Genomic DNA, 26,327 nt, shown 5'->3' on the forward strand with positions numbered 1-26,327 from the left:
ATTAATCCTTGTCTTCATTAAACTTATATATTTTTATTCTGCTATAAATCATTCTTGCAGATTCCGAAATGTTGTTCGGTACTATATTGTTTTTGGGGTCGGTGTTTTTATAGATAATGTTGCGTATGGTATTGCCAAGCCCAATTTTCTTTGCAATGGATTTTAATCTGTGCTTTAAATCAGGGGTCTTGTCTAATTTATTGAGGATAAAGATAAATAATATTTTTGGTGATTTTTCTCTGTCGAAGTGTTTGCAGAAAAGATAAAATTTTTTGGTGTATCTAAACGTAAATCTCAGCGGAGATGTTATTTTCCAGAATTGACTCTGGTATATTAACGCTACTTCATGTCTTGCCAGCCAGGCATCATGTTCCATCTCTTCTATGGTTTGCAGGAGTTTTATTTCCTGTGAGTGCTGTTGTCTAAACTTTCTTTTAAATTCGTTTAACTCTTTTTTCTTTTGTAGATAGAGATAATAATATTTACCACCTTCCCTTGTTGGCAGATCCTCTTTTCCCACCACGGCCAGGTGTACCGACAAATCCTGTAATGTTTGCTCGTAGCGCTGGTAACCATTTTCCAGTTGCCGACATTGCTGCTCAAGAAGAGCCAGACGATCTGCGTCCGTCGGTTGTTCCTGCTGCACCAGCGCCGCCAGCTGCCGGCTCTGATCGGTATTCTGCTGCGCCTGCTGCAGCAGATGTAACTCCTGTGCTTTCAGCCAGGCCTCGAGGCCATTCTGGCTGACGTCGGGAGCCGGCAGGGATGCGCGGCAGGCGAACAGGTCAGCCAGCAATCTGAAGCTCCATCCGGCTACCGGCGTTTGCCAGAAGGCATATAACCAGCTGGCATAGGGGGGCGACAGATGGAACGGACTCAGCAACACTGGCCGCGCCGCACCGGGATGGACCAGGCCGGGGATCAACAATTCGTTCACAAAGATAAAAAAAGCCTGAAAAATATTGTGCGGCCAGACGCAATCTTGCGGCACTTCGCTGATGGAACCATAGTCAATCAGCATGAAATTCTGCTGCTGGTTGTTGTACATCACGTTCCAGACGCGAATATCGTCGTGGTACAAGCCGGCGTGCTCCAGCGCCGCCGTCTGCTGTAATATATCTGCCAGCACTTTATCGACGCTAAACTCCGTGTGCGTCATTTGCAGTTCGGACAACAGTTCCCCTTCCAGACGTGACATAAGCAGCCAGCCCTGATGCTGGTCTTTGCCGTGGGCGAACAGCTGTGGTACGTAAAGGCCCGCTGGCGGATGCTGTAGTATGTTCACCTCTTGACAGAGCTCAGCCTTATTGCGATCGAGGATTTCTGCTGGTATGCGGTTGTCCGGCGAAGTGAAATCAATGAGTTTGCCGACGAACCGGTCACTGAAATAGTAACGGCGGCTGCCATAGTGCATTTCCCGATACACGCCACGATACGGATAATTTCGCCATTCATCGAAACGCCAGCAGATATCGCCCAGCAGCAGCCAGTAGTTGCTGGCGACGAACATCGGACGGTGAACCGGCGACAGATGGGTATCGAACGCTGCAATTTGATGATAAAAGGCGCAGTGTTCGATCAGGCTGCGCGGATCGTCCGGCTGTGAAGGCCCCCAATAGAGCGGTTCCTGCTGCTGCGCCAGTTCGAAAATCGCCACCTGTACCGCGTCCATTAACCGGGCGAGCCATTGCTGCACCTGCGGCCAACCATGCAGATGGACAATATGGTGAAACACGCTTAACCCCAGCACCAGGTCATACTGGCCGGGCGGCGGCTCCGCGATCATTTCTTCAATTCGTCCCTGAATAAAGGTGACCGACAGCTCCGGGTTTTCTTGCGCCAGCGCGCGGCAGAGCGCGATGTTTTCCGCCTGGAAATCGATACCGGTCACTGTCGCCCCCTGGCTGGCCAGGCTCAGGCTAAAAAAGCCTTGCGCGCAGCCGAGGTCGAGTATGCGCAGTGGGCGTTTCAGCTCGGCGGACAGCCGCTGACAGACGTCGCTAATTACCTCCAGCCGCGGCTGGCAATCGCGCGCGGCCTGCCGATCCCATTCCGGGTGGCGATAGATAGCCTGATAAACTTCAGGCAGAGCAGTAACCCGCTGTGATAACGTTTGGCTCATAATCGATTTAACCTGTTTTTTTAGGGTAACTTTCGAAGCGGGCATTCAGGTCGATCACCCCCCAAAACTCCATGTGCTTACTGACATGCAGCATCACCGAATCGTAGCGGCGATCCAGCGGGGTCATATTCCCCCGTGGGTTACCGGCTGAAATACCCAGTGAAAGCAGGTAATCGCCGCTGTTGACATGAAGAGGGAATGAAAATTTGAATACCTGCACCTCGCCGCGAGCCACCGCAATATTTTCGCGGCCCTCCGAGGCGAGGAAGGAGTTGGTGCCATACAGGAACAGGCCGTCGAGGGTTTTCAGCAATATGCCCGGCACTACACTGTCAAAATCGACGTCAAACTGCACTTTCAGATAGACGTCGGTTTGCGCACCATTGTCGATGGTTACCGGGTATGGCACGCCATTGCTGCTAATCTGATAGTCGATAATACGTGCGCCGCCATGTCCCCAGCGATACTCCTCCGGGCGGTAGCCATGGCGGGTATGAAACACGTCTCCCTGATTGTCCGCCAGTGGCGTTTCCGGCGCTACGTCAGCCGCCGCAACGGCGTGCACCTTTTCCTGCTTGCCGAACAGCTCGTCCATATAACGATTGGTGACGTCACGCGCGGTGCCGTCCAGACCGATAACGCCGTCTTTCAGGAAAATCGCGCGATCGCAATGGCGGACGATATCACCGGCGCTGTGCGACACCAGCAGCAGCGTGGTGCCCTGTTGCTTAAATTCTGCGATGCGCGCATAACATTTGGCCTGAAAGCGTGAATCTCCGACACTCAGCGCCTCATCGACAATCAGAATATCCGGGCGCGCAGCGGTGGCGACGGCGAACGCCAGGCGCATCTGCATTCCGCTGGAGTAGATGCGCACCGGCTGGCGGATATAGTCGCCGATATCAGCAAAACGCTCGATCTCCGGCATCATTACGCTGATCTGATCGCGGCCCAGCCCCATCATCAGACCCGCCATATAAACGTTCTGTCTGCCGGTGAAATCCGGATGGAACCCCATCCCCAGCTCCAGCAACGCCGCCACCCGGCCATGGATCTGAATATTCCCGCAGGTGGGCTGAGTGGTGCCGGTCAGCAGCTTTAACAGCGTGCTTTTACCCGCACCGTTGACGCCGACAATGCCGACCGATTCGCCCGCCTGTACCGTGAAGGAGATCTCCTTCAGCACCCATTTTTTGGTGTGGCGCCCGGCATTACCTGGCTGCAGCTTTTCTGCAATGCGCGACCATTTGGAAGCGTAGTATTTATAGGCTTTGCCAACGTTATTTACCGCAATACTGATCATTTATAATTCATCCACAATATCGGCCACATGTTTCCTGAACATCGTCCAGCCAAGGATTACCAATAGCATGGCGACGCTGAAGACTGCGGAGAGGGATTTCCAGTCGGGGTCGGTGTGGTAGACAAAAATGTTCTGATACCCCATCACGATGATGGCCATTGGGTTGTACGCCTGGATCTCCTGCACCCATGTCGGCAGAATTTTTCCGACGTAGACAATCGGCGTCAGCCAGAACCAGAACTGGATGACGATGCTGACGAATTGCCCGACGTCACGCACGAAAACGTTCATTACGCCGAGGATAATCCCCAGCCCAATGGTGAATAGCATCTGGATCGCCAGAATCGGTAATACCTTCAATAGTGACCAGCCAGGAAAGCTGTCGATCAGCAACAGAAAAATAATGAACAGGGTGAAAATAATCAGAAAGTTAATAAATGCCGAACTGGCGACAATAACCGGCAGACAAATACGCGGGAAACTGAGTTTTTTCAGTATGTTGGCGTTAGCGATAAACACGTTTACCAGGCCATTGAGTGTCTCGGTGAATAATCCCCAGGTCAGCACGCCGGAACACAGGTAGATGCTGTAGGAGAAAGGCCCTGACATACCGGCTAAACGTGAACGCATAATTTCCGAGAAAATCACCGTATACACCACGATCATCGCCACCGGTTGCAGCACCAGCCATAACACGCCAAGAAAACTGCTTTGATAACGCGACTGAAAGTCACGTTTGATGCTGTCGGTAATAAAACCGCGATAGCGGCTCAGACCGTTTAACAGAGGGATAATCATGCGTGCGTACCATCCAGTTGGCTGAGCAGTTCAGCGGTTTTCTCCGCCATCAGGCGCGCATCCCCTTTTGCTTCCACATTCAGGCGTACCAGCGGTTCGGTGTTAGAGCAGCGCAGGTTGAAGCGCCAGTTATCGAACTCCATACTGATGCCGTCGATGAAGTTGATGCTGCGTGCGGCGCTGGCGTAACGATGACGAATGGCTTCAATGCGCGCCGGCGCATCGTCGAGCCTGCGGTTAATTTCCCCCGACGCCGGATAAGCGGCCATCCGCCTGGCAATCAGCGCGCTCAGCGTCGATTGCCTGAGGTTCAGCAGTTCCGCTACCAGTAGCCACGGGATCATGCCGCTATCGCAATAGGCAAAATCACGGAAATAGTGGTGCGCGCTTATCTCGCCGCCATAGATGGCATCTTCCTGCCGCATACGCTCCTTGATAAAGGCATGGCCGGTTTTCGCCATCACCGGCACGCCTCCCGCCTTGCGCACAATATCGATGGTGTTCCAGGTTAAGCGGGGATCGTGGATGATGCGCGCCCCCGGCTGTTTTTGCAGGAACAGTTCCGCCAGCAGGCCAACGATGTAATAGCCATCGATAAAGTCGCCATGTTCATCAAACAGGAAGCAACGGTCAAAATCGCCGTCAAAGGCGATGCCGATATCCGCCTGAGTGGCGCGAACCGCGTCGGCTGTCGGCTGGCGGCATTCCGGCAGCAGGGGATTGGGGATGCCGTGAGGAAAGTTGCCATCTGCCCGGTGATGCACTTTGATAAACTGTACTGGCACCTCAGCCTGGCGGAAGCGTTTTTCGATTTCGTCAATCACATGGCCAGCGGCACCGTTGCCAGAGTTGAACACCAGCTTCATTGGGCGACTGAAATGGGTCAGATTGATATAGCCCATCAGATGATCGACATAGGCTTCCAGCAGGGAAATACGCTGATAGCTACCGCGCCTGGCCGCTTTAATCGCGGGGAAATAGCGATCCTGCGCCAGTTGTTGGATCGCACGCAATCCGCTATCGCCGCTGATCGGTCGCGCGCCTGCGCCTACCAGTTTCATGCCGTTGTAGTTGATTGGATTATGGCTGGCGGTAATTTCAATGCCCCCATCCATCTGCAGATGAAAAGTGGCGAAATAAACCTCCTCTGTTCCGGTCATGCCTATATCGTAGACATCCGCGCCAGCATCCTGCAGTCCCCGCGTCACGGCCAGTTTCAGTGCTTCGCTGGTCAGTCGCATATCGCCGCCTACTACCACATGTCGTGGCTGCAAATATTCACCGTAGGCGCGACCAATACGCCAGGCTATCTCTTCGTTCAGCTCCGCGCCCAGCTCACCACGAATATCATAGGCTTTGAAGCAATTCATTAACTGACTCATGCACCCCCCGGAAATTATCTGTGACCCTGAATACGAATATTTTCATCGTCTCTGCCAGATGACGCTGTCTGTATTTCAATAAGCACCAGAGGCGTATTTCCAGGATTTTCCAGACAATAAATTTCACCGCCGGTTATTAATGTTGACTGGTTCCCGCACAGGACAATCGTTTGATCGCCGCTGGTTATTTTCGCCGTGCCGGTCAGAATAACCCAGTGTTCTCTGTCCTGAGCGGGCAGCTGAAAAGATAAGGATTTCCCCGGGTTGAGCGTAATACGGTTTACATTGCAATATTTCTGAGCAGACAACAGATCGCAAGTTCCCCATGGTTGATGAATCTCTGCATGCGTTCTGTATTCACTGCGCCGATCTTTTTTCAACTTTTCAACAACTTTTTTGACATCCTGGACGTTGGGTTTATTTATCACTAATACCGCATCTTTGGTGTTCACAATTACCAGGTTATCGACGCCAATCGCCGCAACCAGTTTTTCATCGGTGTTGATGTAGCAGTCATGCACATTATGCAAAAAGGTATCGCCAGTCAGCGCATTACCGGCATCATCTTTTGGACTCACTTCCCATAGTGCGCTCCAGGAGCCCACATCACTCCAGCCAGCATCTAAGGGGATCATTACGGCATCATGGGTTTTTTCCATTACCGCATAGTCAATAGATTCATCGGGACAATGGCGGAATGCGGCGGCGTTAATATGAATAAAGTTTTTATCAAATTCACTGTTTTGCCAGGCAAGGCGGCAGGCCTGAAGAATATCAGGACGGAACTTACCCAGTTCTTCCAGGTAGCGTTGCGCGCGAAAAATGAAAATACCGCTATTCCAGAAGTATTCTCCGGAATTCAGGTAATTTTGCGCCGTAGTCAGATTCGGCTTTTCTACGAAGCGTTGTACGCGGCAGGCCAGACCATCAGCTCCGCACTTCTCACCACGCAGGATGTAACCGTAGCCGGTTTCCGGCGCGCTGGGCGTGATGCCAAAAGTCACTAAACTTTGTTGTGTTGCATAGGGCAGAGCGACCGCGAGGGCGTAGTGAAACGCCGCGACATCGGTAATAATATGGTCGGCGGCCAGTACCAGCATTACCGGATCATGGCCCGAGGCGACCGCGTGCAGTGCCGCCAGCGCAATCGCTGGCGCGGTATTGCGGCCAATCGGTTCTAGAATAATGCTATGTGAATATATCCCCATTTGCAGCAGTTGTTCATCGGCGATAAAACGGTGGTCCTGATTACAGATGACCACCGGCGCATCGGTTTCAACACCCTCCAGACGTTTGAGTGTCTCTTGCAACATTGAATGCATATTGTGCAGGCGCAGAAATTGCTTCGGATGAAGTTCACGCGACATTGGCCACAAACGACTACCGGTGCCACCTGCCAGAATTACAGGTAATAACATTGTTTATCCTTATTTAAGTCCTGGATAAAGTGATCTGCAATACAATCAGTGAATCTAACTTGCTATACTTAATGATAATTAATGGCTAATGGCCGCACAGTCTGCTTCTTTGCTGTATAATATCTTCAATAGAAGTTAATTTTATTCTGGTCTTAACGCTGATGATTTTACCGCTGCGTTATATCGTTGCTTTAGTGCCATGGTTCGATGTAACCAGGCTTATTTTATCGCTGCATAGTCAACACATTATTGGCGGAAGGTTTGTGCTGCCTGAAAGCAATATTCACGCTACCGCCCCTGGCTTACAGCAACCAATTGCTAAAATATTAATTAATTCTTGTGCTAATTGCATAACATATAAATATCCCAGAAAAGGGTAATGGTAAAGAATGCCGGTAAAGTTTAATAAGCTATTTATGTAAATCGTGACGGGTCGGGCATTTTTTATTTTTGATGTTTTTTCTAAGTGTTTATTATCTATGGTAATTGGTTTTTTGGGGGAGATTTTTATCTGCGGATGTGGGTAGCGATATTTATTAGTTCCGCGATCTGCTCTTCAGTGCCAGTATATACTGGAGTGGCAGTCTGGGGAGGGGGGTTATAATGCGATATCTTTGTTGATGACTTTTCTCATCGCGAGGGTAAAAAAACAGCTGCGAATAAAGTTTTTTTAATTAGAAATTAAGATAATTACCTGGCAGTTGCAGGGGAAATAATCCTTTTTTTCGCTTTCTGCCCCGGACAGCGAGGGGGGGGCATCAGTTAAGCGAACAAAGCGGCGCCCCGGAAAGCAAAAAACCAGCCATCAGGCTGGTTTCTTTAAAAATGGTGCCCGGACTCGGAATCGAACCAAGGACACGGGGATTTTCAATCCCCTGCTCTACCGACTGAGCTATCCGGGCAACGGGGCGCATTAAACCGTAAAGGCCGTCTGCCGTCAACGGCTTTCTGTTAAAAATACGCTGACTGCCTGATTTTCAGCCAGCTGGTGCAAATCTTACTCAGGTTAATGCGCCGTTTTTCCGGCAAAGGGCAAACCGCAGCACATCTTCCGCCAGGCGACGGGCGGTAGCAACATCCTGTACCTGACGTTTTACCAGCAGCCGGCTCAGACAGCCTTCCAGAATCAACTCCATCTGTTCGGCGACCAGCGCTGGATTATCGGTCTCCAGCTCGCTCAGCAACTGATGGGTATACTCCCAGGAGGCGCGTTTCTGCTGCTCCGCCAGCTGGTGAATTGGATGGTCGCTCTGCGGATAAAAACTGCAGGCGGCAATAAACAGGCAGCCGGGGAAACGACCATTTTTGACCGACTCTTCCAGCACCCGGTAACGCGCCAGCAACTTATCTTCTGCGTTCAGCGTTTCATCCAGCAGTAACTGGCGACGCCAGCTGTCAATCTGCTGACCATGAAAACGCAGGGCGTCGTAAAGCAGGGCATCACGATCGGGCCAGAAGCGCTGTAGCTGTTGTTCGGAGATGTCCACATCGCCAGCCAGCATCAATAAGGATGTGGTGGCGGCCAGTCCGTTCTGCTCAAGCACGTTTAGCGCATGCTCGAGTACTTGTTCACGTTGCAAGTGACGCTCCTCTTGAATGCGTATCTTTCGTTTAGCGCGTGACCTTCTGCAGATGTGCGGAGAAGGTCGCGGCATTCATAAAACCGGTAATGCGAGAATCAGGGATTTCCTTACCGCTGGCATCAAAAAACAGGATAGTCGGTAATCCCAGCACCTGTAAACGCGTCAGCAACGCGCTGTCACTGCTACTGTTGCGCGTGACATCAGCCTGTAACAGTTGAACCGGGGCCAGTAAGCTTTGCACCTGCGGATCGCTAAAGGTGTATTTCTCAAACTCTTTACAGGCTACACACCAGTCGGCATACAGATCAAGCATACTGACTTTAGCTGGATTATTCTGTAGCGCCTGGCTCAGATCGTCACTGCTGGCGATACGGGTAAAGTTAACATGTGCCGCGCTGCTGACAGCCTGGGATATGCCAAAGGCCCAGTCCTGCAGCGGACGTACGCTGATCAGCGCCGCCAGCAGCAGCAGTAACTGCAACGCACGCAGCCAGCCTTTAGCCGCGCGCAGGCTGATGATAAACGCCCAGCCAAAGAACGCGGCGCCAAGCAGACTCCACAGGCGCAGCCCCCAGGGTTCGCCAGCCACCCGTTCCAGTAAAAATACCGGCAACGCCAGAATGACGAAACCAAAGCCTTCTTTCACCGTCTGCATCCACGGACCGCTTTTTGGCAGCAGTTTGTTGCCAAACAGGGTGACGGCAATCAGCGGCAGCCCCATGCCGAGGGCATACAGATAGAGCGTGCCCGCGCCGGCCAGCATATTGCCGCTTTGGGCGATATACAGCAGGATGGCGCTAAGCGGCGCGGTGGTGCAGGGTGAGCAGATCAGCCCCGCCAGCGCGCCCATCAGCAATACCCCGGGCAGCGAACCGCCCTGCTGGCGATTGCTCCATAGCGTCAGTCGGGTTTGCAGGGCGGAAGGCAGTTGCAGGCTGAACAGGCCAAACATCGATAGCGCCAGCAGCACAAACAGCATCGACAGGGCGATCAGCACATAAGGATGTTGCAGGGCCGCCTGGAAGCGTAACCCGGCGGCGGCGACAATAACCCCCATCAGGGTGTAGGTCAGCGCCATCCCCTGCACATACACCAGCGCCAGCGCCAGCAGACGCGCAAATGACAGCCGCCGACTACTGCCGAGAATAATCCCGGAGATCAGCGGGTACATCGGCAGCACACAGGGAGTAAAGGCGATGCCAATGCCAATCAGCAGCGCCCACAACGGTGAAAACGGCAGTTTGCTGACCGGGGCGCTGGCCGCCGGTGACGGCAGGGCGCCAGCCTGGTGACGGACCTCTGACAATACCGCGCTGGCCGCCACTTTATTCAGCGGAATATCACGGGTTTCCGGCGGATAGCAGAAACCCGCTGCGGCGCAGCCCTGATAAGTCACCCGTACCGTGGCGTCGCCATCGGCCTGCAGTAAGGTTAGCGGTAAGCGTAAAGTATCCGGATAGATCTCGGTTTTACCGTAGAACTCATCCTCGTGTGCCTGACCGCCAGGCAGCGTAAATGGCGCCAGCTGGCTGGCATGGGGTTCAATGCTGATCTGCTGACGATACAGGTAGTAACCAGGTTTGACCTGCCAGCTCAGCGTCAGCTGGTTGCCTTGTTGCCTGAAGTCAAAAGCAAAGGCCTGATTCACCGGCACAAACTGGCTATTGCCGGTTTGTCCGAACAACGCGGCACTGACGTGAACGCTGAACAGGCCGAACAGCAGAATAAAAACTAACTTAATGATGCGCTGAGCCATGACAGGTAATCACTCTCTCCATCTGGTACCGGTAAAACCAGCAGTTCCGGTGTCTGGTAGGGATGTGCGGCTTTCAGTAATGCCAGCAGCGCCTGCTGATGGGCGGCATCGCTTTTCAGCAGCATCTGCACTTCGGCCGCCTGCTCAAGTTTACCCTCCCAGTAATATAGTGAGGTGGCGCCAGGCAGCAGGGTGACACAGGCGGCGAGTTTTGCCGCCAGCGCCTGTTCGGCCAACTCCTGGGCGCTATCTTCATCCGGGGCGGTGCACAGCACGACAACGGCAGTGGACTGGCTCATAGCAGACTCCTTCAGTGATATCGGCAGACTATATCACGAGGTGTTTGCCCAGACTTTTTCAGGATGTAAATAGCGCGACGGAAAAGGAGATTCCCCCCGGAATGGGGGGAACGACGTGATGTTGTTACAAAATAAGGTGACCAAAGAAAAAGCCAAACAGCACTGACAGGCTAATCGCAATGACGCCGGGGATCAGGAATGAGTGGTTAAATACATATTTGCCAATACGCGTTGAACCGGTGTCATCCATTTCTACCGCCGCCAGCAGTGTCGGATAGGTTGGCAGCACAAACAGCGCCGATACCGCGGCAAAAGAGGCCACCGCCGTCACCGGGGAGACGCCGAGCATCAGGGCGGCAGGCATCAGCGCCTTGGCGGTGGCCGCCTGTGAATAGAGCAGGGTGGAGGCGAAGAACAGCACCAGCGCCAGCATCCACGGATAGCTTTGCAGTAGCTGACCGGCAACGGTCTGAATATCACTGATATGCGCTTTAACAAAGGTGTCGCCCAGCCATGCCACACCCAGTACGCAAATACAGGCGCTCATACCCGATTTAAACGTACTGGCGCTGAGAATTTCACTGGTATCGATTTTACAGCTCACACAGATCAGCGTCGCCACGGTCAGCATAAACACCACAATCGCTTCGTTACGCGGCAACAGCGGATTGCTGATCAGACCGACGGTATCGCTGATGGCGGTGGCGTAGAAAATCACCGCGGCGATCCCCAGTAAGAACAGCACCACCGAGCGTTTCGCCCCCGGTTTCTCCTCAAAGACGCTGGCGCCGCGCAGCACCACTTCACCTTTCGCCAGCCGTGCCTGATACACCTCGTCATCTTTCAGTTCTTTACCGAGGAAGTTGGTGATCAGCGCAGCGAAAAAAATCGCCGCCATGGTTGAAGGAATGGCCACCGCCAGCAGTGACAGGTAACTGATGCCTTTCGGTTCCAGAATACCGGCAAAGAACACCACCGCGGCGGAAATCGGCGAGGCGGTAATGGCGATCTGTGAGGCGACCACGGCGATCGACAGCGGACGCGAAGGGCGCACCCCCTGCTCTTTTGCCACTTCGGCAATGACCGGCAGGGTGGAAAATGCGGTATGACCGGTTCCGGCCAGCAGAGTCATCAGGTAGGTAACTAGCGGCGCGAGAAAGGTAATATAACGTGGATGGCGACGCAGCAGGCGCTCGGCAAGACTGACCAGATAGTCCATTCCGCCCGCCACTTGCATCGCGGCGATCGCGGCGATCACCCCCATAATAATTTCAATCACGTCGAAGGGAATCGCGCCGGGTTTTATCTGGCAGCCAAGAGTCAATGCCAGTACGCCCAGCCCGCCGGCGAATCCAATGCCAATCCCGCCCAGACGGGCGCCGGCATAGATGGCCAACAGAACGATGATCAACTCAACTGTGATCATAATGTGCTCCTTAGGGTGGCTATTGATAACCAACCGTTAATGATTTGTAGGTTACAGTAATGAAAAAGGCACGCCGTTCGGAGAACTGACGTGCCTTCTGAATAACTAAAATATAATTATTTTATTGTTCATTTTCATCGGTATAGCGTTTGGCTTTGTAAGCCGGATGCATCAGGTTCTGAATCGAGAAAATATCGTCGAGTTCCGCTTCGGTCAGCAGACCGCGCTCCAGCACCACTTCCCGGACGCTCTTACCGGTTTCCGCACAGATCTTACCGACGATGTCGCCGTTATGGTGGCCAATGTACGGGTTGAGATAGGTTACGATGCCGATGGAGTTAAATACGTAAGCCTCACAGACCGCTTTATTGGCGGTAATGCCGTTAACGCATTTCTCCAGCAGGTTGTAGCAGGCGTTAGTGAGGATATGGATGGACTCAAACATCGCCTGGCCGATCACCGGCTCCATAACGTTCAGCTGCAACTGACCCGCTTCGGACGCCATGGTGACGGTAATATCGTTACCAATCACCTTAAAGCACACCTGATTCACCACTTCCGGCACCACCGGGTTCACTTTGGCTGGCATGATCGATGAGCCAGCCTGCAATTCCGGCAGGTTGATCTCATTCAGGCCGGAGCGCGGGCCGGAAGAGAGCAGGCGCAGGTCGTTACAGATTTTCGACAGTTTCACCGCCAGGCGTTTCAGCGACGAGTGCACCATGACATAAGCGCCGCAGTCGGAGGTGGCTTCAATCAGGTCTTCCGCCGGGACGCAAGGCAGGCTACTGACTTCCGCCAGCTTCTGTACCGCCAGATGCTGATAGCCTTCCGGGGTATTCAGACGGGTACCGATCGCCGTTGCGCCAAGGTTAACTTCCAGCAGCAGCTCAGCGGTACGCAGAATGCTTCGGATCTCTTCATTCAGCAGCACATTAAATGCGTGGAACTCCTGGCCCAGGGTCATTGGCACGGCATCCTGCAACTGGGTACGGCCCATTTTCAGGATCGATTCAAATTCCACCGCTTTACGCTCGAAGCCTTCGCCTAACTGCGCAATGGCATCGAGTAGTTTCAGGATCGAGCTATAAACCGCGATACGAAAACCGGTAGGGTAAGCATCGTTGGTGGACTGACATTTATTAACATGGTCGTTTGGGTTGAGGAACTGATACTCACCTTTCTGATGGCCCATCAGCTCAAGGCCAATGTTTGCCAGCACCTCATTGGTATTCATATTAACGGAGGTTCCGGCGCCGCCCTGGTAAACATCGACCGGAAACTGATCCATGCATTTGCCGTTATTCAGGACTTCATCACAGGCCTGAATAATGGTGTTGGCGATATTGCGCGGAATGGTCTGAAGTTCCTTATTCGCCATTGCCGCTGCTTTTTTCACCATTACCATGCCGCGCACAAATTCAGGGATATCGCTGATTTTGCTGTTACTGATATAGAAATTTTCAATCGCACGCAGAGTATGAACACCATAGTAGGCGTCAGCCGGAACTTCCCGCATGCCTAACAGGTCTTCTTCGATACGAATGTTATTTACCATGGGAACCTTCTTGTTATAGCTACCGGTTACATAATCATAAATGTAGTGATTATTTCGTCGTGGAGAACCCGCGCCGACATATTATCCGTTATCGGCAGAGTGAGCACGATCATATGCTGTTATGTTAGAAATGCCTGAACCCAGATCACTTTCCGGCACTTTGCTAACGAAGCGGTGTTAACGATATGTGATCTTAAGCGCAAAAATAAGTCCATAGAGGAAATTCCACATTTCAGGTTGAAAAAGCCGCCGGGCGCTACCATCTATTTGGATAGGATCGCTAAGATCGCCATTTTCTGCCGTCGCGCACGCTGCGGGGCGGCCTCTACAGCCAGGAGATTACTGTGCGCTGGTTACCTTTATTAGTGTTTTTTCTGCTGGCCTGGATTGAAATTTCGCTCTTTATTCAGGTCGCACATGTGTTGGGCGTACTGCTCACCATGCTGCTGGTGGTGTTCACCTCCTGCATCGGCGTGTCGCTGGTGAAAAATCAGGGAGTGAAAAACTTTATGCTGATGCAGCAGAAGATGGCGGCGGGTGAAAGTCCGGCAGCCGAGATGATTAAAAGCGTCTCGCTGATTATCGCCGGCTTCCTGCTGTTGCTGCCCGGCTTCTTCACGGATCTTCTCGGCCTGCTGCTGTTGCTGCCGCCGGTACAGAAACATCTGACGTTAAAACTGATGCCGCATTTGCGCGTCTGGCGCGGCACCGGCGCTGGCCCGGCTAGCGGGCAGACCTTTGACGGCGAGTTTGAACGTAAAAATGTCGATCGTATTGAGCATGACGACCGTCAGGATCGCTAACTGTACTGAGATCAACACCCTGGGTGGAGCCTGCTCCACCCATTTTTTTGTCCGCGCAAAGGCCGCAATCGTTGGTTATTCGTGTGAAAAGAAAAAAAATTATTTTTTTGCCCTTGAAAGCGGTCGACTCTGGCCCTATCTCTTCCGTCACGAGGCCGATAGCAAAAATGCGCGGCTTTCATCCCAAAATAGATTGGACTTCTCAAAGGAGAGCTATCACATGAAAATTCGTCCATTGCACGATCGTGTAATTGTTAAGCGTAAAGAAGTTGAATCCAAATCTGCTGGCGGCATCGTTCTGACCGGCTCTGCGGCAGCGAAATCGACCCGCGGTGAAGTTCTGGCGGTTGGCAATGGCCGCATCCTCGAAAGCGGAGATGTGAAACCACTGGACGTGAAAGTTGGCGATGTTGTCATTTTCAACGAAGGCTACGGCGCGAAAACTGAAAAAATCGACAACGAAGAAGTGCTGATCATCTCCGAAAGCGACATTCTGGCAATTGTTGAAGCGTAATTTACGCGTAATTCACTGAACGAAACGAATTTAAGGGAAATTTCAAAATGGCAGCTAAAGACGTAAAATTCGGTAATGACGCGCGCGTAAAAATGCTGCGTGGTGTGAACATTCTGGCAGATGCAGTAAAAGTTACCCTGGGCCCGAAAGGCCGTAATGTGGTGCTGGATAAATCTTTTGGTGCGCCGTCCATCACTAAAGATGGTGTTTCTGTTGCGCGTGAAATCGAGCTGGAAGACAAGTTCGAAAACATGGGCGCGCAGATGGTGAAAGAAGTTGCCTCTAAAGCGAACGACGCTGCAGGTGACGGCACCACTACCGCAACCGTACTGGCACAGTCCATCGTTAACGAAGGTCTGAAAGCGGTTGCAGCTGGTATGAATCCGATGGATCTGAAGCGCGGCATCGACAAAGCGGTTATCGCTGCGGTCGAAGAGCTGAAAGCGCTGTCTGTTCCTTGTTCCGACTCTAAAGCTATCGCTCAGGTTGGTACCATCTCTGCTAACTCCGATGAAACCGTCGGCACCCTGATCGCTCAGGCGATGGAAAAAGTGGGTAAAGAAGGCGTTATCACCGTTGAAGAAGGCACCGGTCTGCAGGACGAGCTGGACGTAGTTGAAGGTATGCAGTTTGATCGTGGCTACCTCTCTCCGTACTTCATCAATAAGCCAGAAACAGGTTCAATTGAACTGGAAACCCCGTTCATCCTGCTGGCTGACAAAAAAATCTCCAACATCCGTGAAATGCTGCCAGTACTGGAAGCCGTTGCTAAAGCCGGTAAGCCACTGCTGATCATCGCTGAAGATGTTGAAGGCGAAGCGCTGGCTACTCTGGTGGTTAACACCATGCGTGGCATCGTTAAAGTGGCTGCGGTTAAAGCACCAGGCTTTGGCGACCGTCGTAAAGCAATGCTGCAGGATATCGCTATCCTGACCGGTGGTACCGTGATCTCTGAAGAGATCGGTATGGAGCTGGAAAAAGCGGTTCTGGAAGATCTGGGCCAGGCTAAACGTATAGTGATCAACAAAGACACCACCATCATTATTGATGGCGTCGGCGAAGAAGCCACTATCGCTAATCGCGTCACGCAGATTCGTCAGCAGATCGAAGAAGCGACGTCTGACTACGACAAAGAAAAACTGCAGGAACGCGTAGCGAAACTGGCAGGCGGCGTAGCCGTACTGAAAGTGGGCGCGGCAACTGAAGTTGAAATGAAAGAGAAGAAAGCCCGCGTTGAAGATGCCCTGCACGCTACCCGTGCGGCGGTTGAAGAAGGCGTGGTTGCTGGTGGTGGCGTTGCGCTGGTGCGTGTTGCTTCCCGTCTGACTGGCCTGGTCGGTCAGAACGAAGACCAGACTGTCGGTATCAAAGTTGCGCTGCGCGCGATGGAATCACCACTGCGTCAGATCGTGGCTAACGCCGGTGAAGAACCATCGGTAGTGACTAACAAAGTCAAAGCAGGCGAAGGTAACTACGGTTACAACGCCCAGACCGAAGAGTACGGCGATATGATCGACTTCGGTATCCTTGACCCAACTAAAGTGACCCGTTCTGCTCTGCAGTACGCGGCTTCTGTTGCCGGCCTGATGATCACCACCGAATGTATGGTGACTGACCTGCCGAAAACCGATGCACCTGATTTAGGTGGCGCTGGTGGTGGTATGGGCGGCATGGGCGGTATGGGCGGTATGATGTAATCCCCCCCTCGCTTTGCAGCGGAACCCTCTGTCAGTAATGGCAGGGGGTTTTTCTTTTTCAGGCGAAGATAGTATAAGTAATGGCGCAGGGCTGATACTGAATGGATGAATTGGCAAGGGATGTGCAAGAAAACCCGGGGTTTTCTGATACGCTGCTGCCTGACTCTGATGATAATAAATGGGGAACAAAATGCGGATTAACGTCTTGCCGGGACTCGCTGTCGCGGCGCTGCTGCTGACAGGCTGTGGCAGCACTCAACAGCTGGATTCAGCTGGCCAGCGCGTGACTTTTACCGATAAACAGCCGGCAAGTAGCTGTCAGCTGTTGGGTAATGTGACGGGATCGCAGAGCAACTGGCTGAGTGGTTCCGGTGGTGAAGGTAGCTCGCTGCGTGGTGCAGCCAACGATTTACGTAACCGTGCGGCTGAAATGGGCGGCAATGTGATTTACGGCGCCACCAGTCCAACGCAGAATATCTGGTCCAGCTTTGCACCGCTGGACAGCAAAATGAGCGGCCAGGTTTATAAGTGCCCGTAACCTGAAACAGCGTACGGGAGCCATCTATGGCTCCCGTTCCGGGGAGGTTGACGGCATTAATACCGGCTGCCTGATGTGGCTATTCCTGACGTAACTGCAAATCCAGCGGCGTTTTACTCGGCTCACCGCCAATCTCGCGTGCCAGCTTCGGCACCATATAACCCGATACCATCGCCAGCAACTCACGCACAATGGCACGCGCCTCGTCATCGGGCACGTAGAAGTGCGCTGCGCCCTGAACTTTATCCAGCACATGCAGATAGTAGGGCAGTACGCCGGCATCAAACAGCGCATTGCTCAGCGCCGCCAGGGTGGCGGCGTTGTCATTCACTCCGCGCAGCAGGACACTCTGATTGAGCAGCGTGACGCCCGCGCGTTTCAGCATCTTCATACCGTGACGCAGCGCGTCGTCAATCTCCTGCGCATGGTTAATATGGGTGACCAGCAGCACCTGCAGACGCGATTGCGCCAGACGCTGGCAGAGACCTTCCGTAATGCGCGTCGGGATTACCACCGGCAGGCGGCTGTGAATGCGCAGCCGCTTCAGATGCGTGATCGATTCCAGCTGGCTAATCAGCCAGTCCAGCTCGTAATCTTTCGCCATCAGCGGGTCGCCGCCGGAGAAGATGATCTCGTCCAGTTCCGGATGCTGACGCACATAGTCGATAGCGGTCTGCCAGTTACGCTTATTACCCTGATTATCCTGATAGGGGAAATGGCGGCGGAAGCAGTAGCGACAGTTAACCGCACAGCCGCCTTTCACCAGCAGCAGCGCCCGGTTTTTATACTTATGCAGCAGTCCGGGTACCACGCTACTCTGTTCATCCAGCGGGTCAGTACTGTAGCCAGGCGCATTAACAAACTCTTGCTGCGCAGTGAGAACTTGCAGTAGTAGCGGATCCTGCGGATCGCCTTTTTTCATCCTCCCGACGAAGGCGCGTGGCACGCGCAGGGCAAAAAGCCGTCGTGCGTCACGTCCGGCAACCAGCTCAGGATGTGAATCGAGAGCTAAAAGTTGCAATAATTCATTCGGTTCAGTGATTACATCAGCAAGTTGCTGCAACCAACCTTCTCTGTCGGGGGTATTTAGGGTTACAATGTTTGCCATTTTTTTGGCTAAGTACCAGTATTCATATTAGAGGGCCTTTATGGCGACTTATTCTAGCAACGATTTCCGTCCCGGTCTTAAAATCATGTTCGAAGGCGAGCCTTACGCTATCGAATCCAGTGAGTTTGTTAAACCTGGTAAAGGTCAGGCTTTTGCACGTGTAAAAATGCGTCGCCTGCTGACCGGTAGCCGCGTTGAGAAAACATTTAAATCTACCGACTCCGCTGAAGGCGCTGACGTGGTAGATACCAACCTGAATTACCTGTACAACGACGGTGAATTCTTCCATTTCATGCACCCGGAAACCTTTGAACAGCATCAGGTTGATGAGAAAGCTGTCGGTGATGCGGTGAAATGGCTGCTGGACAACGCTGAGTGTATCGTGACGCTGTGGAATGGCCGTCCGATTCAGGTATTACCGCCAAACTTCGTTGAGCTGGAAGTGGTTGATACCGATCCAGGTCTGAAGGGTGATACCGCAGGTACCGGCGGCAAGCCCGCGAAGCTGTCTACCGGCGCAACGGTTAAAGTGCCATTGTTTGTGCAGATTGGCGAAGTGATCAAAGTTGACACGCGTTCTGGCGAATATGTGTCACGCGTAAAATAAGTTTGCTGAAGGGCGTACTGCTGGTACGCCTCTCTTTTTCAATGTGAGTACTGGACGATGATTAAGCTCGCTAAATTGATCGCCATCGCGTTGTTGATGACCACTGCGCTTAGCGCCTGCAATACTTTCCATGGTTTCGGCGAGGATGTTCGCCACCTGGGCGGCGCCATCTCGCGCGCAGCGGATTAATTTCCTTTCTTCTGAAAAATCTTCTTTTAACGACATGTCGTGAGCAGAGTGGTTATTCACCGCCTATGCTTATAGCGTTGTGTTTATATTTCTACTAAAAGGAAATTGTTATGTTTAAGAAGAGTATTGCAGCGATTTTTTCCGTACTGATCCTTTCCACTCTGCTGTCTGCCTGTAATACCACACGTGGCGTTGGCGAGGATGTGCAGGCAGGTGGTAAAGCGATTCAAAAAAGCGCTGAGTAATCTGTGGTACCGGTACGGCTATCGCCCGTACCGGGCAGGGTAATGCTTAGCGCTGCGCCACCCAGATTAACTTATCCACCGGGAAGTTTGCCTGACGCGCTTGTGCCACCAACTGCTGTTTCGCCGTGCTATCCAGTTGCGGTGTGCGTGACAAAATCCACAGATAGTCGCGATTTGGCCCGCAAACCAGCGCATGCTGGTAGTGTTCATCCAGCGCAATCACATTATAGCCGCCGTAGAACGGGCCAAAGAACGATACTTTCAGCGCCGCGCGCCGGGTATCACCGGTAAAGTAAGCTTTACCGACACTCTCCTGCCACTGCTGTTTCTTCAGATTAAAGCCGCGATTGACCACCTTCAGGCCGCCATCCTCACGTTTGCTGTAAGTTGCCGTAACCTGATCCAGTCCACGCTCAAAAGGGTGGTCGAGACGGGCGATTTCGTACCAGCGACCGAGATAACGATCGGCATCGAAGCCTTCAATAACCGTGACATTTTTCGGTGGGGTGGTGCTGCAGGCGACAGAGAGTAGGGTGCCGGCAACGGCAGCCAGCGTTTTCCACAGTTGCATAAGCTATTCCTTTATGATGAATAGCTTAAGTATAGATGATTAGCGGCCCGCTGTCGGGCCGCATGACGTACAGTTACAGGGTGACTACCCCAATCAGCGTGACCACGCTGAGAATGGCCGCCAGGCCGTAAAACAGCCATTTACCTGCCGGGATATGCAGTTGCAGATCGTGCATACAGTGATGCAGACGGTGTAGCGCACACCAGACGGGCAACACAATCATCAACAGAATAAACAATCGGCCAATCCATGACTGCGCAAATGTCAGCAGACGCGGATAGTCGAGGGCGCCACCAGGGTAAGCGCCCAGCGGCAGCAGCAAACCGATCAGCAGCAACAGCACCGGGGTGACAATTGCCGCCCACATACCACCGGCACCAAACAGTCCCCAAAAGATCGGTTCATCAGAACGACGAGGTTGTGGTTTCACTGGCATCTCCTTAAGCAAATAGCGCAATGGCAAGAACCGCCACGGTGAACAGCAGCATCACCGCCCATAGCGCCGTCACCACCGGCGCTGGCCCCATTTTTTGATCTTTGATTACGATAATTGCCGCCTTTGGCGCCAGGTCGAACCAGGTTTTGCTGTGCAGCAACGCGGCCAGCAGCGCGATGATATTGAGCAATAACACCACCGGGTGCTGCAGGAAGCCGACAAAACCGGCCCAGCTTTCCGCGCCATTTTTCAGGGCAAACAGACCGAAAATCAGTTCAATACTGAACCACAGCGCCGGGATGGCGGTGCCTTCGCGCAGCATATAGAAACGATAAAATCCCAGCTGTTGCCACCAGTCACGCTTCATGCTGCGGACATAGGGTTTACGTTTAGTGATCATCGGGGTCTCCTTATTGTGGCTTCAGCATAGCGATCATAAAGTCTTTACTGCTCTCCACTTTTCCCTGCTGAATCGCGGCGGCGGGGTCGACATGCTTCGGACAGACTTCCGAGCAGTAGCCGACAAAAGTACAGCGCCAGACGCCATTTTCGCCATTCAGCTGCGGCATACGCTGTGCTTTACCTTTATCGCGGTTGTCGAGATTGTAACGGTGCGCCAGAGTAATCGCCGCCGGACCGATAAACTCCGGATTGAGGCCAAACTGCGGGCAGGCGGCATAGCACAGCCCGCAATTGATACAGCCGGAAAACTGATGGTATTTCGCCATCTGTGCCGGCGTCTGCAGGTTCGGTCCCTGTTCTGGCGTGCGATCGTTACCAATAATCCATGGCTTAATCGCTTCGAGACTTTCGATAAAGTGGGTCATATCGACCACCAGATCGCGCTCAACCGGGAAATTCGCCAGCGGTTCTACCGTGACGCCATTGGGGTAATCACGCAAAAAGGTTTTACAGGCCAGCTTGGGTACGCGGTTGACCATCATGCCGCAGGAGCCGCAAATCGCCATCCGGCACGACCAGCGCCAGGCGAGGTCATAGGCCAGGTTATCTTTGATATAGCCCAGCGCATCCAGTAGCGAAGTCTGCTCATCGTACGGCACCTGATAGATCTCGTTACGCGGTACAAGGTCCTGTTCCGGGTTATAACGCTGTACGTTAACTTTCAGGGTTTTCATCTCAGACATGTTTCTGCTCCTTTTTATCAGCCGCGTCGGCTTCCCCGCCGTACATACGCTTCGCTGGCGGTAAGCGGGTGATATTCACCGCGTCATACTCCATACGTGGTGCGCCGCCAGGGTTATAAAAGGTCAGGCTATGCTTCAGGTAGTTAACGTCGTCACGCTCGGTATAACCTTCATCCAGACGCTGATGCGCGCCACGGGACTCTTTACGATTAATCGCCGAATGCGCCATACACTCCGCCACTTCCAGACCGTGCGCCAGTTCAAGGCTGTACAGCAGCTCGGTATTAAATACGCTGGAGCTGTCGCTGATGCGCACCCGCTGAAAACGCTGCTTCAGCTCTGCCAGCTTATCGACGGTTTTCTGCATCAGTTCGGTGGTGCGATAGATACCGCAACCCTCTTCCATTGCGGTGCCCATCTCGTCACGCAGCGTGGCCCAGTTTTCGCTGCCACTCTGATTGACCAGACCACGCAAGCGCAGGCTGATATCGTTGGCTTGCGCATCCAGCAGGGTACTGTTGGCCGCGCTGGCGCTTTGTGCGCGCTCAACCGCCTGTTCACCGGCGAGACGACCAAATACCACCAGTTCCGCCAGCGAGTTGGAGCCGAGACGATTGGCGCCGTGCAGACCGACTGAGGAACATTCGCCGACGGCGAACAGCCCGTGAATACGGGTTTCACATTGCTGATTGGTTTCAATACCGCCCATGGTGTAGTGGGCAGTCGGGCGTACCGGGATCGGCGCGGTAACCGGATCGACGCCGACATAGGCTTTGCTGAGTTCGCAGATAAACGGCAGGCGTTCCAGCAGTTTCTTTTCACCCAGATGGCGTAAATCGAGATACACCACATCGCCACGCGGCGTTGATATGGTGCGACCGGCGCGCCATTCATGCCAGAAAGCCTGGGAAACTTTATCGCGCGGCCCCAGCTCCATATACTTGTTGCGTGGTTCGCCGAGCGGTGTTTCCGGCCCCATGCCGTAATCCTGCAGATAGCGGTAGCCATCTTTGTTCACCAGAATGCCGCCTTCACCACGACAGCCTTCGGTCATCAGGATGCCGGAACCCGGCAGGCCGGTCGGGTGATACTGGACAAATTCCATATCGCGTAGCGGTACGCCATGACGAAATGCCATGCCCATACCATCACCGGTGACGATACTGCCATTGGTGTTATAGCGATAGACGCGACCGGCGCCGCCAGTGGCCAGAACCACCGCATTGGCGCGGATCTGCACCAGGCTGCCTTCCATCATATTCATCGCCACCAGACCGCGCGCCTGACCGTCATCGACCAGTAAGTCGAGAACAAAATGTTCGTCGAAGCGTTTAATCTGTGGGTACTTCAGCGAGGTCTGAAACAGGGTGTGCAGGATATGGAAGCCGGTTTTATCGGCGGCAAACCATGTACGCTCGATCTTCATACCGCCAAAGCGGCGCACGTTGACGGAACCATCAGCTTTGCGGCTCCACGGACAACCCCACAGCTCCAGCTGGGTCATTTCGCGCGGGCACTGCCTGACGAAGTAGTCGACTACATCCTGTTCGCACAACCAGTCGCCACCGGCAACGGTATCGTGAAAATGGAAGTCGAAGCTGTCGGATTCCTGGGTGACGGCGGCGGAGCCACCTTCAGCAGCCACGGTATGGCTGCGCATGGGGTACACTTTTGATACCAGTGCAATATTCATCTGTGGATTTGCTTCAGCTGCGGCAATTGCTGCGCGCAGCCCGGCGCCACCGGCGCCCACTATCACCAAATCGGCATTAAAGGTTTGCACGGTTCCCTCCCTGTTTCAGGTCGATGTATTCGGATGTATGCAGCGAAAGGCTCTTTTCGCCACAAATTGGCCATTTAAGGCGTGGAAACTCTTTCTTTCGACGCAGGCAGTATAAGCCGGTAAATAGTGTGGGAATTTGATGTGTTCGGCTATTTGGGTGGGAAAATGCACAGAAGTTTGTCTGCTCCCGATGATACGGGTAGACTTCATCCCCCTGTTTGACTGAGGAGTGAACACCATGAGCGATACGGCAAGCTGGCGGCCGAGCGCAACTATTGCCAATTTGTTGAAACGTGCAGCAATTATGGCTGAAATTCGACGTTTCTTTGCCGATCGTGGCGTGCTGGAGGTGGAAACCCCGGCGATGAGTCAGGCAACGGTGACGGATATTCACCTGTTCCCGTTTCAGACACGTTTTGTCGGACCGGGCGCAGCGGCAGGGCTGGATCTCTATCTGATGACCAGCCCGGAATACCATATGAAGCGCCTGCTGGCGGCAGGTAGCGGCCCGATTTACCAGCTGTGCCGCAGCTTCCGCAACGAAGAAGCGGGGCGCCATCATAATCCGGAATTCACCATGCTGGAGTGGTACCGTCCGCATTACGATATGTATCGGCTGATGAATGAAGTGGACGATTTGCTGCAGCAGGTACTGGAGTGCGACAGCGCGGAAACGCTCTCCTATCAGCAGGCGTTTATTCGCCATCTGGATATGGATCCGTTATCTGCGGATAAAACCCAGCTGCGTGAAGTGGCGGATAAACTGGGCGCCGGCGATCTGGCGAATGCCGAAGAGGATCGTGATACCCTGCTGCAACTGCTCTTTATGCTCGGTGTCGAGCCGAAAATTGGTCAGGATAAACCGGCATTTGTTTATCACTTTCCGGCGAGCCAGGCGGCACTGGCCGAAATCAGTACCGAGGATCATCGGGTGGCGGAGCGTTTTGAGGTCTATTACAAAGGCATTGAGCTGGCGAATGGCTTCCGCGAACTGACCGACAGCCGCGAACAGCGTCAGCGTTTTGAGCAGGATAACCGCCGTCGTGCAGCGCGTGGCTTGCCGCAGCAGCCGATCGACACCAATCTGCTGGATGCGCTGGAGCACGGTATGCCGGATTGTTCAGGCGTGGCGCTGGGCGTGGATCGTCTGGTGATGCTGGCGCTAAAAGCCGAAAGTTTAAGCGATGTGCTGGCATTCGCGGTCGATCGCTGCTGATACACCAGGGGCGGCATAGATGCCGCCTTTGGTCATTAACACAATAAGCATCATTATTTTTAATTAAAAAACTAAAAACTCTCCAACCTGGCGATAACAATATTTTAAACTTTGCGTACTTTTTAATATCATCAAGTAACAAAGTGTAGATTTAGCATGCCTAAAGCAACAAAATTAGTTACCGCGATTTCCCTCTCAGCATTGCTGATTTGTTCAGCGACGCGCGCTGAAACCTCACCACAAAAAACAGACGTGCTGCTGGTCGGCGGCGGCATCATGAGTGCCTCGCTGGGCACCTGGCTGGAAGAGCTGCAGCCCGGCTGGAAACAACTTATGGTTGAAAAGCTGGATGGGGTCGCGCTCGAATCCTCCAATGGCTGGAACAATGCCGGCACCGGCCACTCGGCCAATATGGAACTCAACTATACCCCTGAGCGCCCGGACGGTACCATTGATGTCAGCAAAGCGCTGGAGATCAATGAAGCCTTTATGATTTCACGTCAGTTCTGGACGGCGCAGGTGAAGAGCGGCGTGCTGAATAATCCGCACTCCTTCATTAACTCCACGCCACATATGAGTTTTGTCTGGGGTGATAAGAACGTTGAGTATCTGACGAAGCGCTACGCAGCACTGCAAAAAACCACCCTGTTCCAGGGCATGCAGTTCTCTACCGATCACCAGCAGATCCAGCAGTGGGCGCCACTGGTTATGGAAGGGCGTGACGCGCAGCAGAAAGTGGCGGCGACCTGGACGCCGGTGGGAACTGACGTCAACTACGGTGAAATTACCCGTCAGCTGATTGGCAGCCTGAAGAAGAACCACAACTTCACGCTGCAGACCTCGGCAGAAGTTACCGACTTTAAGCGTAATAGCGATAACTCCTGGCATGTCACGATTAAAGATGGCAACAGCGGTGAGCAACGCGCGGTTGATGCTAAATATGTGTTTATTGGCGCCGGTGGCGGCGCGCTGAAGTTGCTGCAAAAAACCGGCATTCCTGAAGCCGATAACTATGCCGGTTTCCCGGTCGGCGGCTCCTTCCTGGTCGCGGACAATCCGGCGATAACCAGCCGTCATCAGGAGAAGGTTTACGGTCAGGCCTCGGTCGGTGCGCCGCCGATGTCGGTACCGCATCTGGATGCCCGTTTCCTCGATGGCAAAAGAGTGGTGCTGTTTGGTCCTTTTGCCACCTTCTCCACCAAGTTTCTGAAGAATGGATCGCTGTTTGATCTGCTGAGCACCACCACCACCAGTAACTTCCTGCCAATGACCCATGTCGGGATGGATAACTTTGACCTGGTCAAATATCTGATCGGTCAGGTGATGTTAAATGATGACGATCGCTTCGCTGCGCTGAAAGAGTACTACCCGGACGCGAAGAAAGAGGACTGGAAGCTGATTCAGGCTGGCCAGCGCGTGCAGATCATCAAAAAAGATGAAGCGAAAGGCGGCGTACTCAAGCTGGGTACTGAAATTGTCACCGATCAGCAGAAAACCGTGGCGGCATTGCTGGGCGCTTCTCCGGGAGCTTCAACGGCCGCTCCGATTGCGCTGAGCGTGATGGAAAAACTGTTCCCTGAACAGTTCAAAACGCCAGAGTGGCAGAGCAAAATCCGTAAAGTTGTGCCGAGCTTCGGCCAGAAGCTGAATGATAATGTCGCGCTGACCCAGCAGGTTTGGGATGATACTGCCGCGACACTGCAGCTGACAAAGCCGCCGGTGATTCAGATGACAGAGAAAACGGCTGAAGCGCCAGCTCAGCCAAAAGTAACCACCAGCCCACAGCACGATATGGCGCTGTAAGCGGGTCTCCCGCGCCGCATCCGCGGC

The 26,327-nt window shown here is 53.2% G+C and carries 25 protein-coding genes and 1 tRNA gene; 9 read left to right on the forward strand and 17 right to left on the reverse strand.

Annotation, left to right across the window (positions count from 1 at the left end):
- Position 1: 1 nt before the first annotated feature.
- The 11 genes from JWF83_RS17650 to aspA form a co-directional block, all read right to left on the reverse strand.
- On the reverse strand, positions 2–2,122 hold the full coding sequence (locus JWF83_RS17650; protein ID WP_413651714.1) for a methyltransferase domain-containing protein: 2,121 nt from the start codon (positions 2,120–2,122) through the stop codon (positions 2–4).
- Positions 2,123–2,129: 7 nt separating this feature from the next.
- Positions 2,130–3,422: an ABC transporter ATP-binding protein gene (locus JWF83_RS17655; RefSeq protein ID WP_413651826.1), complete on the reverse strand. Its 1,293-nt coding sequence runs from the start codon at positions 3,420–3,422 to the stop codon at positions 2,130–2,132.
- Between the two features lie 3 nt (positions 3,423–3,425).
- Complete coding sequence (locus tag JWF83_RS17660; protein ID WP_413651827.1) at positions 3,426–4,211, reverse strand: ABC transporter permease; 786 nt, start codon at positions 4,209–4,211, stop codon at positions 3,426–3,428.
- Positions 4,212–4,219: 8 nt separating this feature from the next.
- Positions 4,220–5,605, reverse strand: coding sequence for a phosphomannomutase CpsG (locus tag JWF83_RS17665; protein WP_413651715.1), 1,386 nt, complete (start codon positions 5,603–5,605; stop codon positions 4,220–4,222).
- A 14-nt stretch (positions 5,606–5,619) separates the two neighbouring features.
- Positions 5,620–7,023 carry a mannose-1-phosphate guanylyltransferase/mannose-6-phosphate isomerase gene (locus JWF83_RS17670; RefSeq protein WP_413651716.1) on the reverse strand — a complete coding sequence of 468 codons (1,404 nt, stop codon included), beginning with the start codon at positions 7,021–7,023 and terminating at the stop codon, positions 5,620–5,622.
- Positions 7,024–7,849: 826 nt separating this feature from the next.
- Positions 7,850–7,925: transfer RNA gene (locus JWF83_RS17675), tRNA-Phe, on the reverse strand.
- Positions 7,926–8,024: 99 nt separating this feature from the next.
- Positions 8,025–8,603 (reverse strand): division control transcriptional repressor DicD, encoded by a 579-nt coding sequence (dicD, locus tag JWF83_RS17680; protein ID WP_413651717.1) that lies wholly within the window; start codon positions 8,601–8,603, stop codon positions 8,025–8,027.
- Positions 8,604–8,634: 31 nt separating this feature from the next.
- On the reverse strand, positions 8,635–10,362 hold the full coding sequence (locus tag JWF83_RS17685; RefSeq protein ID WP_413651718.1) for a protein-disulfide reductase DsbD: 1,728 nt from the start codon (positions 10,360–10,362) through the stop codon (positions 8,635–8,637).
- The gene (gene cutA / locus JWF83_RS17690; RefSeq protein WP_413651719.1) at positions 10,338–10,661 is read right to left on the reverse strand and encodes a divalent cation tolerance protein CutA; all 324 of its coding nucleotides are present in this window, start codon (positions 10,659–10,661) and stop codon (positions 10,338–10,340) included. The genes JWF83_RS17685 and cutA overlap by 25 nt, the downstream gene beginning before the upstream one ends.
- Before the next feature lie 124 nt (positions 10,662–10,785).
- The gene (locus JWF83_RS17695; protein WP_413651720.1) at positions 10,786–12,087 is read right to left on the reverse strand and encodes an anaerobic C4-dicarboxylate transporter; all 1,302 of its coding nucleotides are present in this window, start codon (positions 12,085–12,087) and stop codon (positions 10,786–10,788) included.
- A 121-nt stretch (positions 12,088–12,208) separates the two neighbouring features.
- The gene (aspA, locus tag JWF83_RS17700) at positions 12,209–13,645 is read right to left on the reverse strand and encodes an aspartate ammonia-lyase (RefSeq protein WP_413651721.1); all 1,437 of its coding nucleotides are present in this window, start codon (positions 13,643–13,645) and stop codon (positions 12,209–12,211) included.
- A gap of 344 nt (positions 13,646–13,989) precedes the next feature.
- Between aspA and JWF83_RS17705 the strand changes: the two genes are divergently transcribed.
- From JWF83_RS17705 to JWF83_RS17720, 4 genes are all read left to right on the forward strand, one after another.
- On the forward strand, positions 13,990–14,448 hold the full coding sequence (locus JWF83_RS17705) for an FxsA family protein (protein ID WP_413651722.1): 459 nt from the start codon (positions 13,990–13,992) through the stop codon (positions 14,446–14,448).
- 220 nt (positions 14,449–14,668) lie between these two features.
- Positions 14,669–14,962 carry a co-chaperone GroES gene (locus tag JWF83_RS17710; RefSeq protein WP_413651828.1) on the forward strand — a complete coding sequence of 98 codons (294 nt, stop codon included), beginning with the start codon at positions 14,669–14,671 and terminating at the stop codon, positions 14,960–14,962.
- Positions 14,963–15,009: 47 nt separating this feature from the next.
- Positions 15,010–16,659 carry a chaperonin GroEL gene (gene groL / locus JWF83_RS17715; protein ID WP_413651723.1) on the forward strand — a complete coding sequence of 550 codons (1,650 nt, stop codon included), beginning with the start codon at positions 15,010–15,012 and terminating at the stop codon, positions 16,657–16,659.
- A gap of 190 nt (positions 16,660–16,849) precedes the next feature.
- Positions 16,850–17,197, forward strand: a complete 348-nt coding sequence (locus JWF83_RS17720) for a DUF4156 domain-containing protein (RefSeq protein WP_413651724.1) — start codon at positions 16,850–16,852, stop codon at positions 17,195–17,197.
- Positions 17,198–17,276: 79 nt separating this feature from the next.
- On the opposite strand, the gene epmB is transcribed toward JWF83_RS17720, so the two are convergent.
- On the reverse strand, positions 17,277–18,305 hold the full coding sequence (gene epmB / locus JWF83_RS17725; protein WP_413651725.1) for an EF-P beta-lysylation protein EpmB: 1,029 nt from the start codon (positions 18,303–18,305) through the stop codon (positions 17,277–17,279).
- Between the two features lie 40 nt (positions 18,306–18,345).
- Here epmB and efp point away from each other — a divergent pair, with 40 nt between their 5' ends.
- The 3 genes from efp (at position 18,346) to JWF83_RS17740 (ending at position 19,346) form a co-directional block, all read left to right on the forward strand.
- A complete protein-coding gene (gene efp, locus JWF83_RS17730; protein ID WP_413651726.1) occupies positions 18,346–18,912 on the forward strand; it encodes an elongation factor P in 567 nt (188 codons plus the stop codon).
- 57 nt (positions 18,913–18,969) lie between these two features.
- Positions 18,970–19,101 carry an entericidin A/B family lipoprotein gene (locus tag JWF83_RS17735; RefSeq protein WP_413651727.1) on the forward strand — a complete coding sequence of 44 codons (132 nt, stop codon included), beginning with the start codon at positions 18,970–18,972 and terminating at the stop codon, positions 19,099–19,101.
- A gap of 110 nt (positions 19,102–19,211) precedes the next feature.
- Positions 19,212–19,346 carry an entericidin A/B family lipoprotein gene (locus JWF83_RS17740; protein ID WP_413651728.1) on the forward strand — a complete coding sequence of 45 codons (135 nt, stop codon included), beginning with the start codon at positions 19,212–19,214 and terminating at the stop codon, positions 19,344–19,346.
- A 46-nt stretch (positions 19,347–19,392) separates the two neighbouring features.
- Here the strand turns inward: JWF83_RS17740 and JWF83_RS17745 are convergent, their stop codons facing one another.
- The 5 genes from JWF83_RS17745 to frdA all read right to left on the reverse strand — a co-directional run bounded on the left by JWF83_RS17745 (position 19,393) and on the right by frdA (position 23,281).
- On the reverse strand, positions 19,393–19,917 hold the full coding sequence (locus JWF83_RS17745) for a lipocalin family protein (protein ID WP_413651729.1): 525 nt from the start codon (positions 19,915–19,917) through the stop codon (positions 19,393–19,395).
- 73 nt (positions 19,918–19,990) lie between these two features.
- Positions 19,991–20,347, reverse strand: coding sequence for a fumarate reductase subunit FrdD (gene frdD, locus JWF83_RS17750; protein WP_413651730.1), 357 nt, complete (start codon positions 20,345–20,347; stop codon positions 19,991–19,993).
- Between the two features lie 10 nt (positions 20,348–20,357).
- Entirely contained in the window at positions 20,358–20,753 is a 396-nt protein-coding gene (gene frdC, locus JWF83_RS17755; protein ID WP_413651731.1) for a fumarate reductase subunit FrdC, read from the reverse strand.
- 10 nt (positions 20,754–20,763) lie between these two features.
- Complete coding sequence (locus tag JWF83_RS17760; RefSeq protein ID WP_413651732.1) at positions 20,764–21,498, reverse strand: succinate dehydrogenase/fumarate reductase iron-sulfur subunit; 735 nt, start codon at positions 21,496–21,498, stop codon at positions 20,764–20,766.
- Positions 21,491–23,281 carry a fumarate reductase (quinol) flavoprotein subunit gene (frdA, locus tag JWF83_RS17765; protein ID WP_413651733.1) on the reverse strand — a complete coding sequence of 597 codons (1,791 nt, stop codon included), beginning with the start codon at positions 23,279–23,281 and terminating at the stop codon, positions 21,491–21,493. Before frdA ends, JWF83_RS17760 begins: the two co-directional genes overlap by 8 nt.
- A 238-nt stretch (positions 23,282–23,519) precedes the next feature.
- On the opposite strand from frdA, the gene epmA reads away from it, so the two are divergent.
- Positions 23,520–24,497, forward strand: a complete 978-nt coding sequence (epmA, locus tag JWF83_RS17770; protein WP_413651734.1) for an elongation factor P--(R)-beta-lysine ligase — start codon at positions 23,520–23,522, stop codon at positions 24,495–24,497.
- Between the two features lie 156 nt (positions 24,498–24,653).
- Positions 24,654–26,300 carry a malate dehydrogenase (quinone) gene (gene mqo, locus JWF83_RS17775; RefSeq protein WP_413651735.1) on the forward strand — a complete coding sequence of 549 codons (1,647 nt, stop codon included), beginning with the start codon at positions 24,654–24,656 and terminating at the stop codon, positions 26,298–26,300.
- The last annotated feature ends 27 nt before the right edge of the window (positions 26,301–26,327 follow it).

This window comes from Pantoea sp. B65, from assembly GCF_047308185.1.
Classification (GTDB): Bacteria; Pseudomonadota; Gammaproteobacteria; order Enterobacterales; family Enterobacteriaceae; genus Erwinia.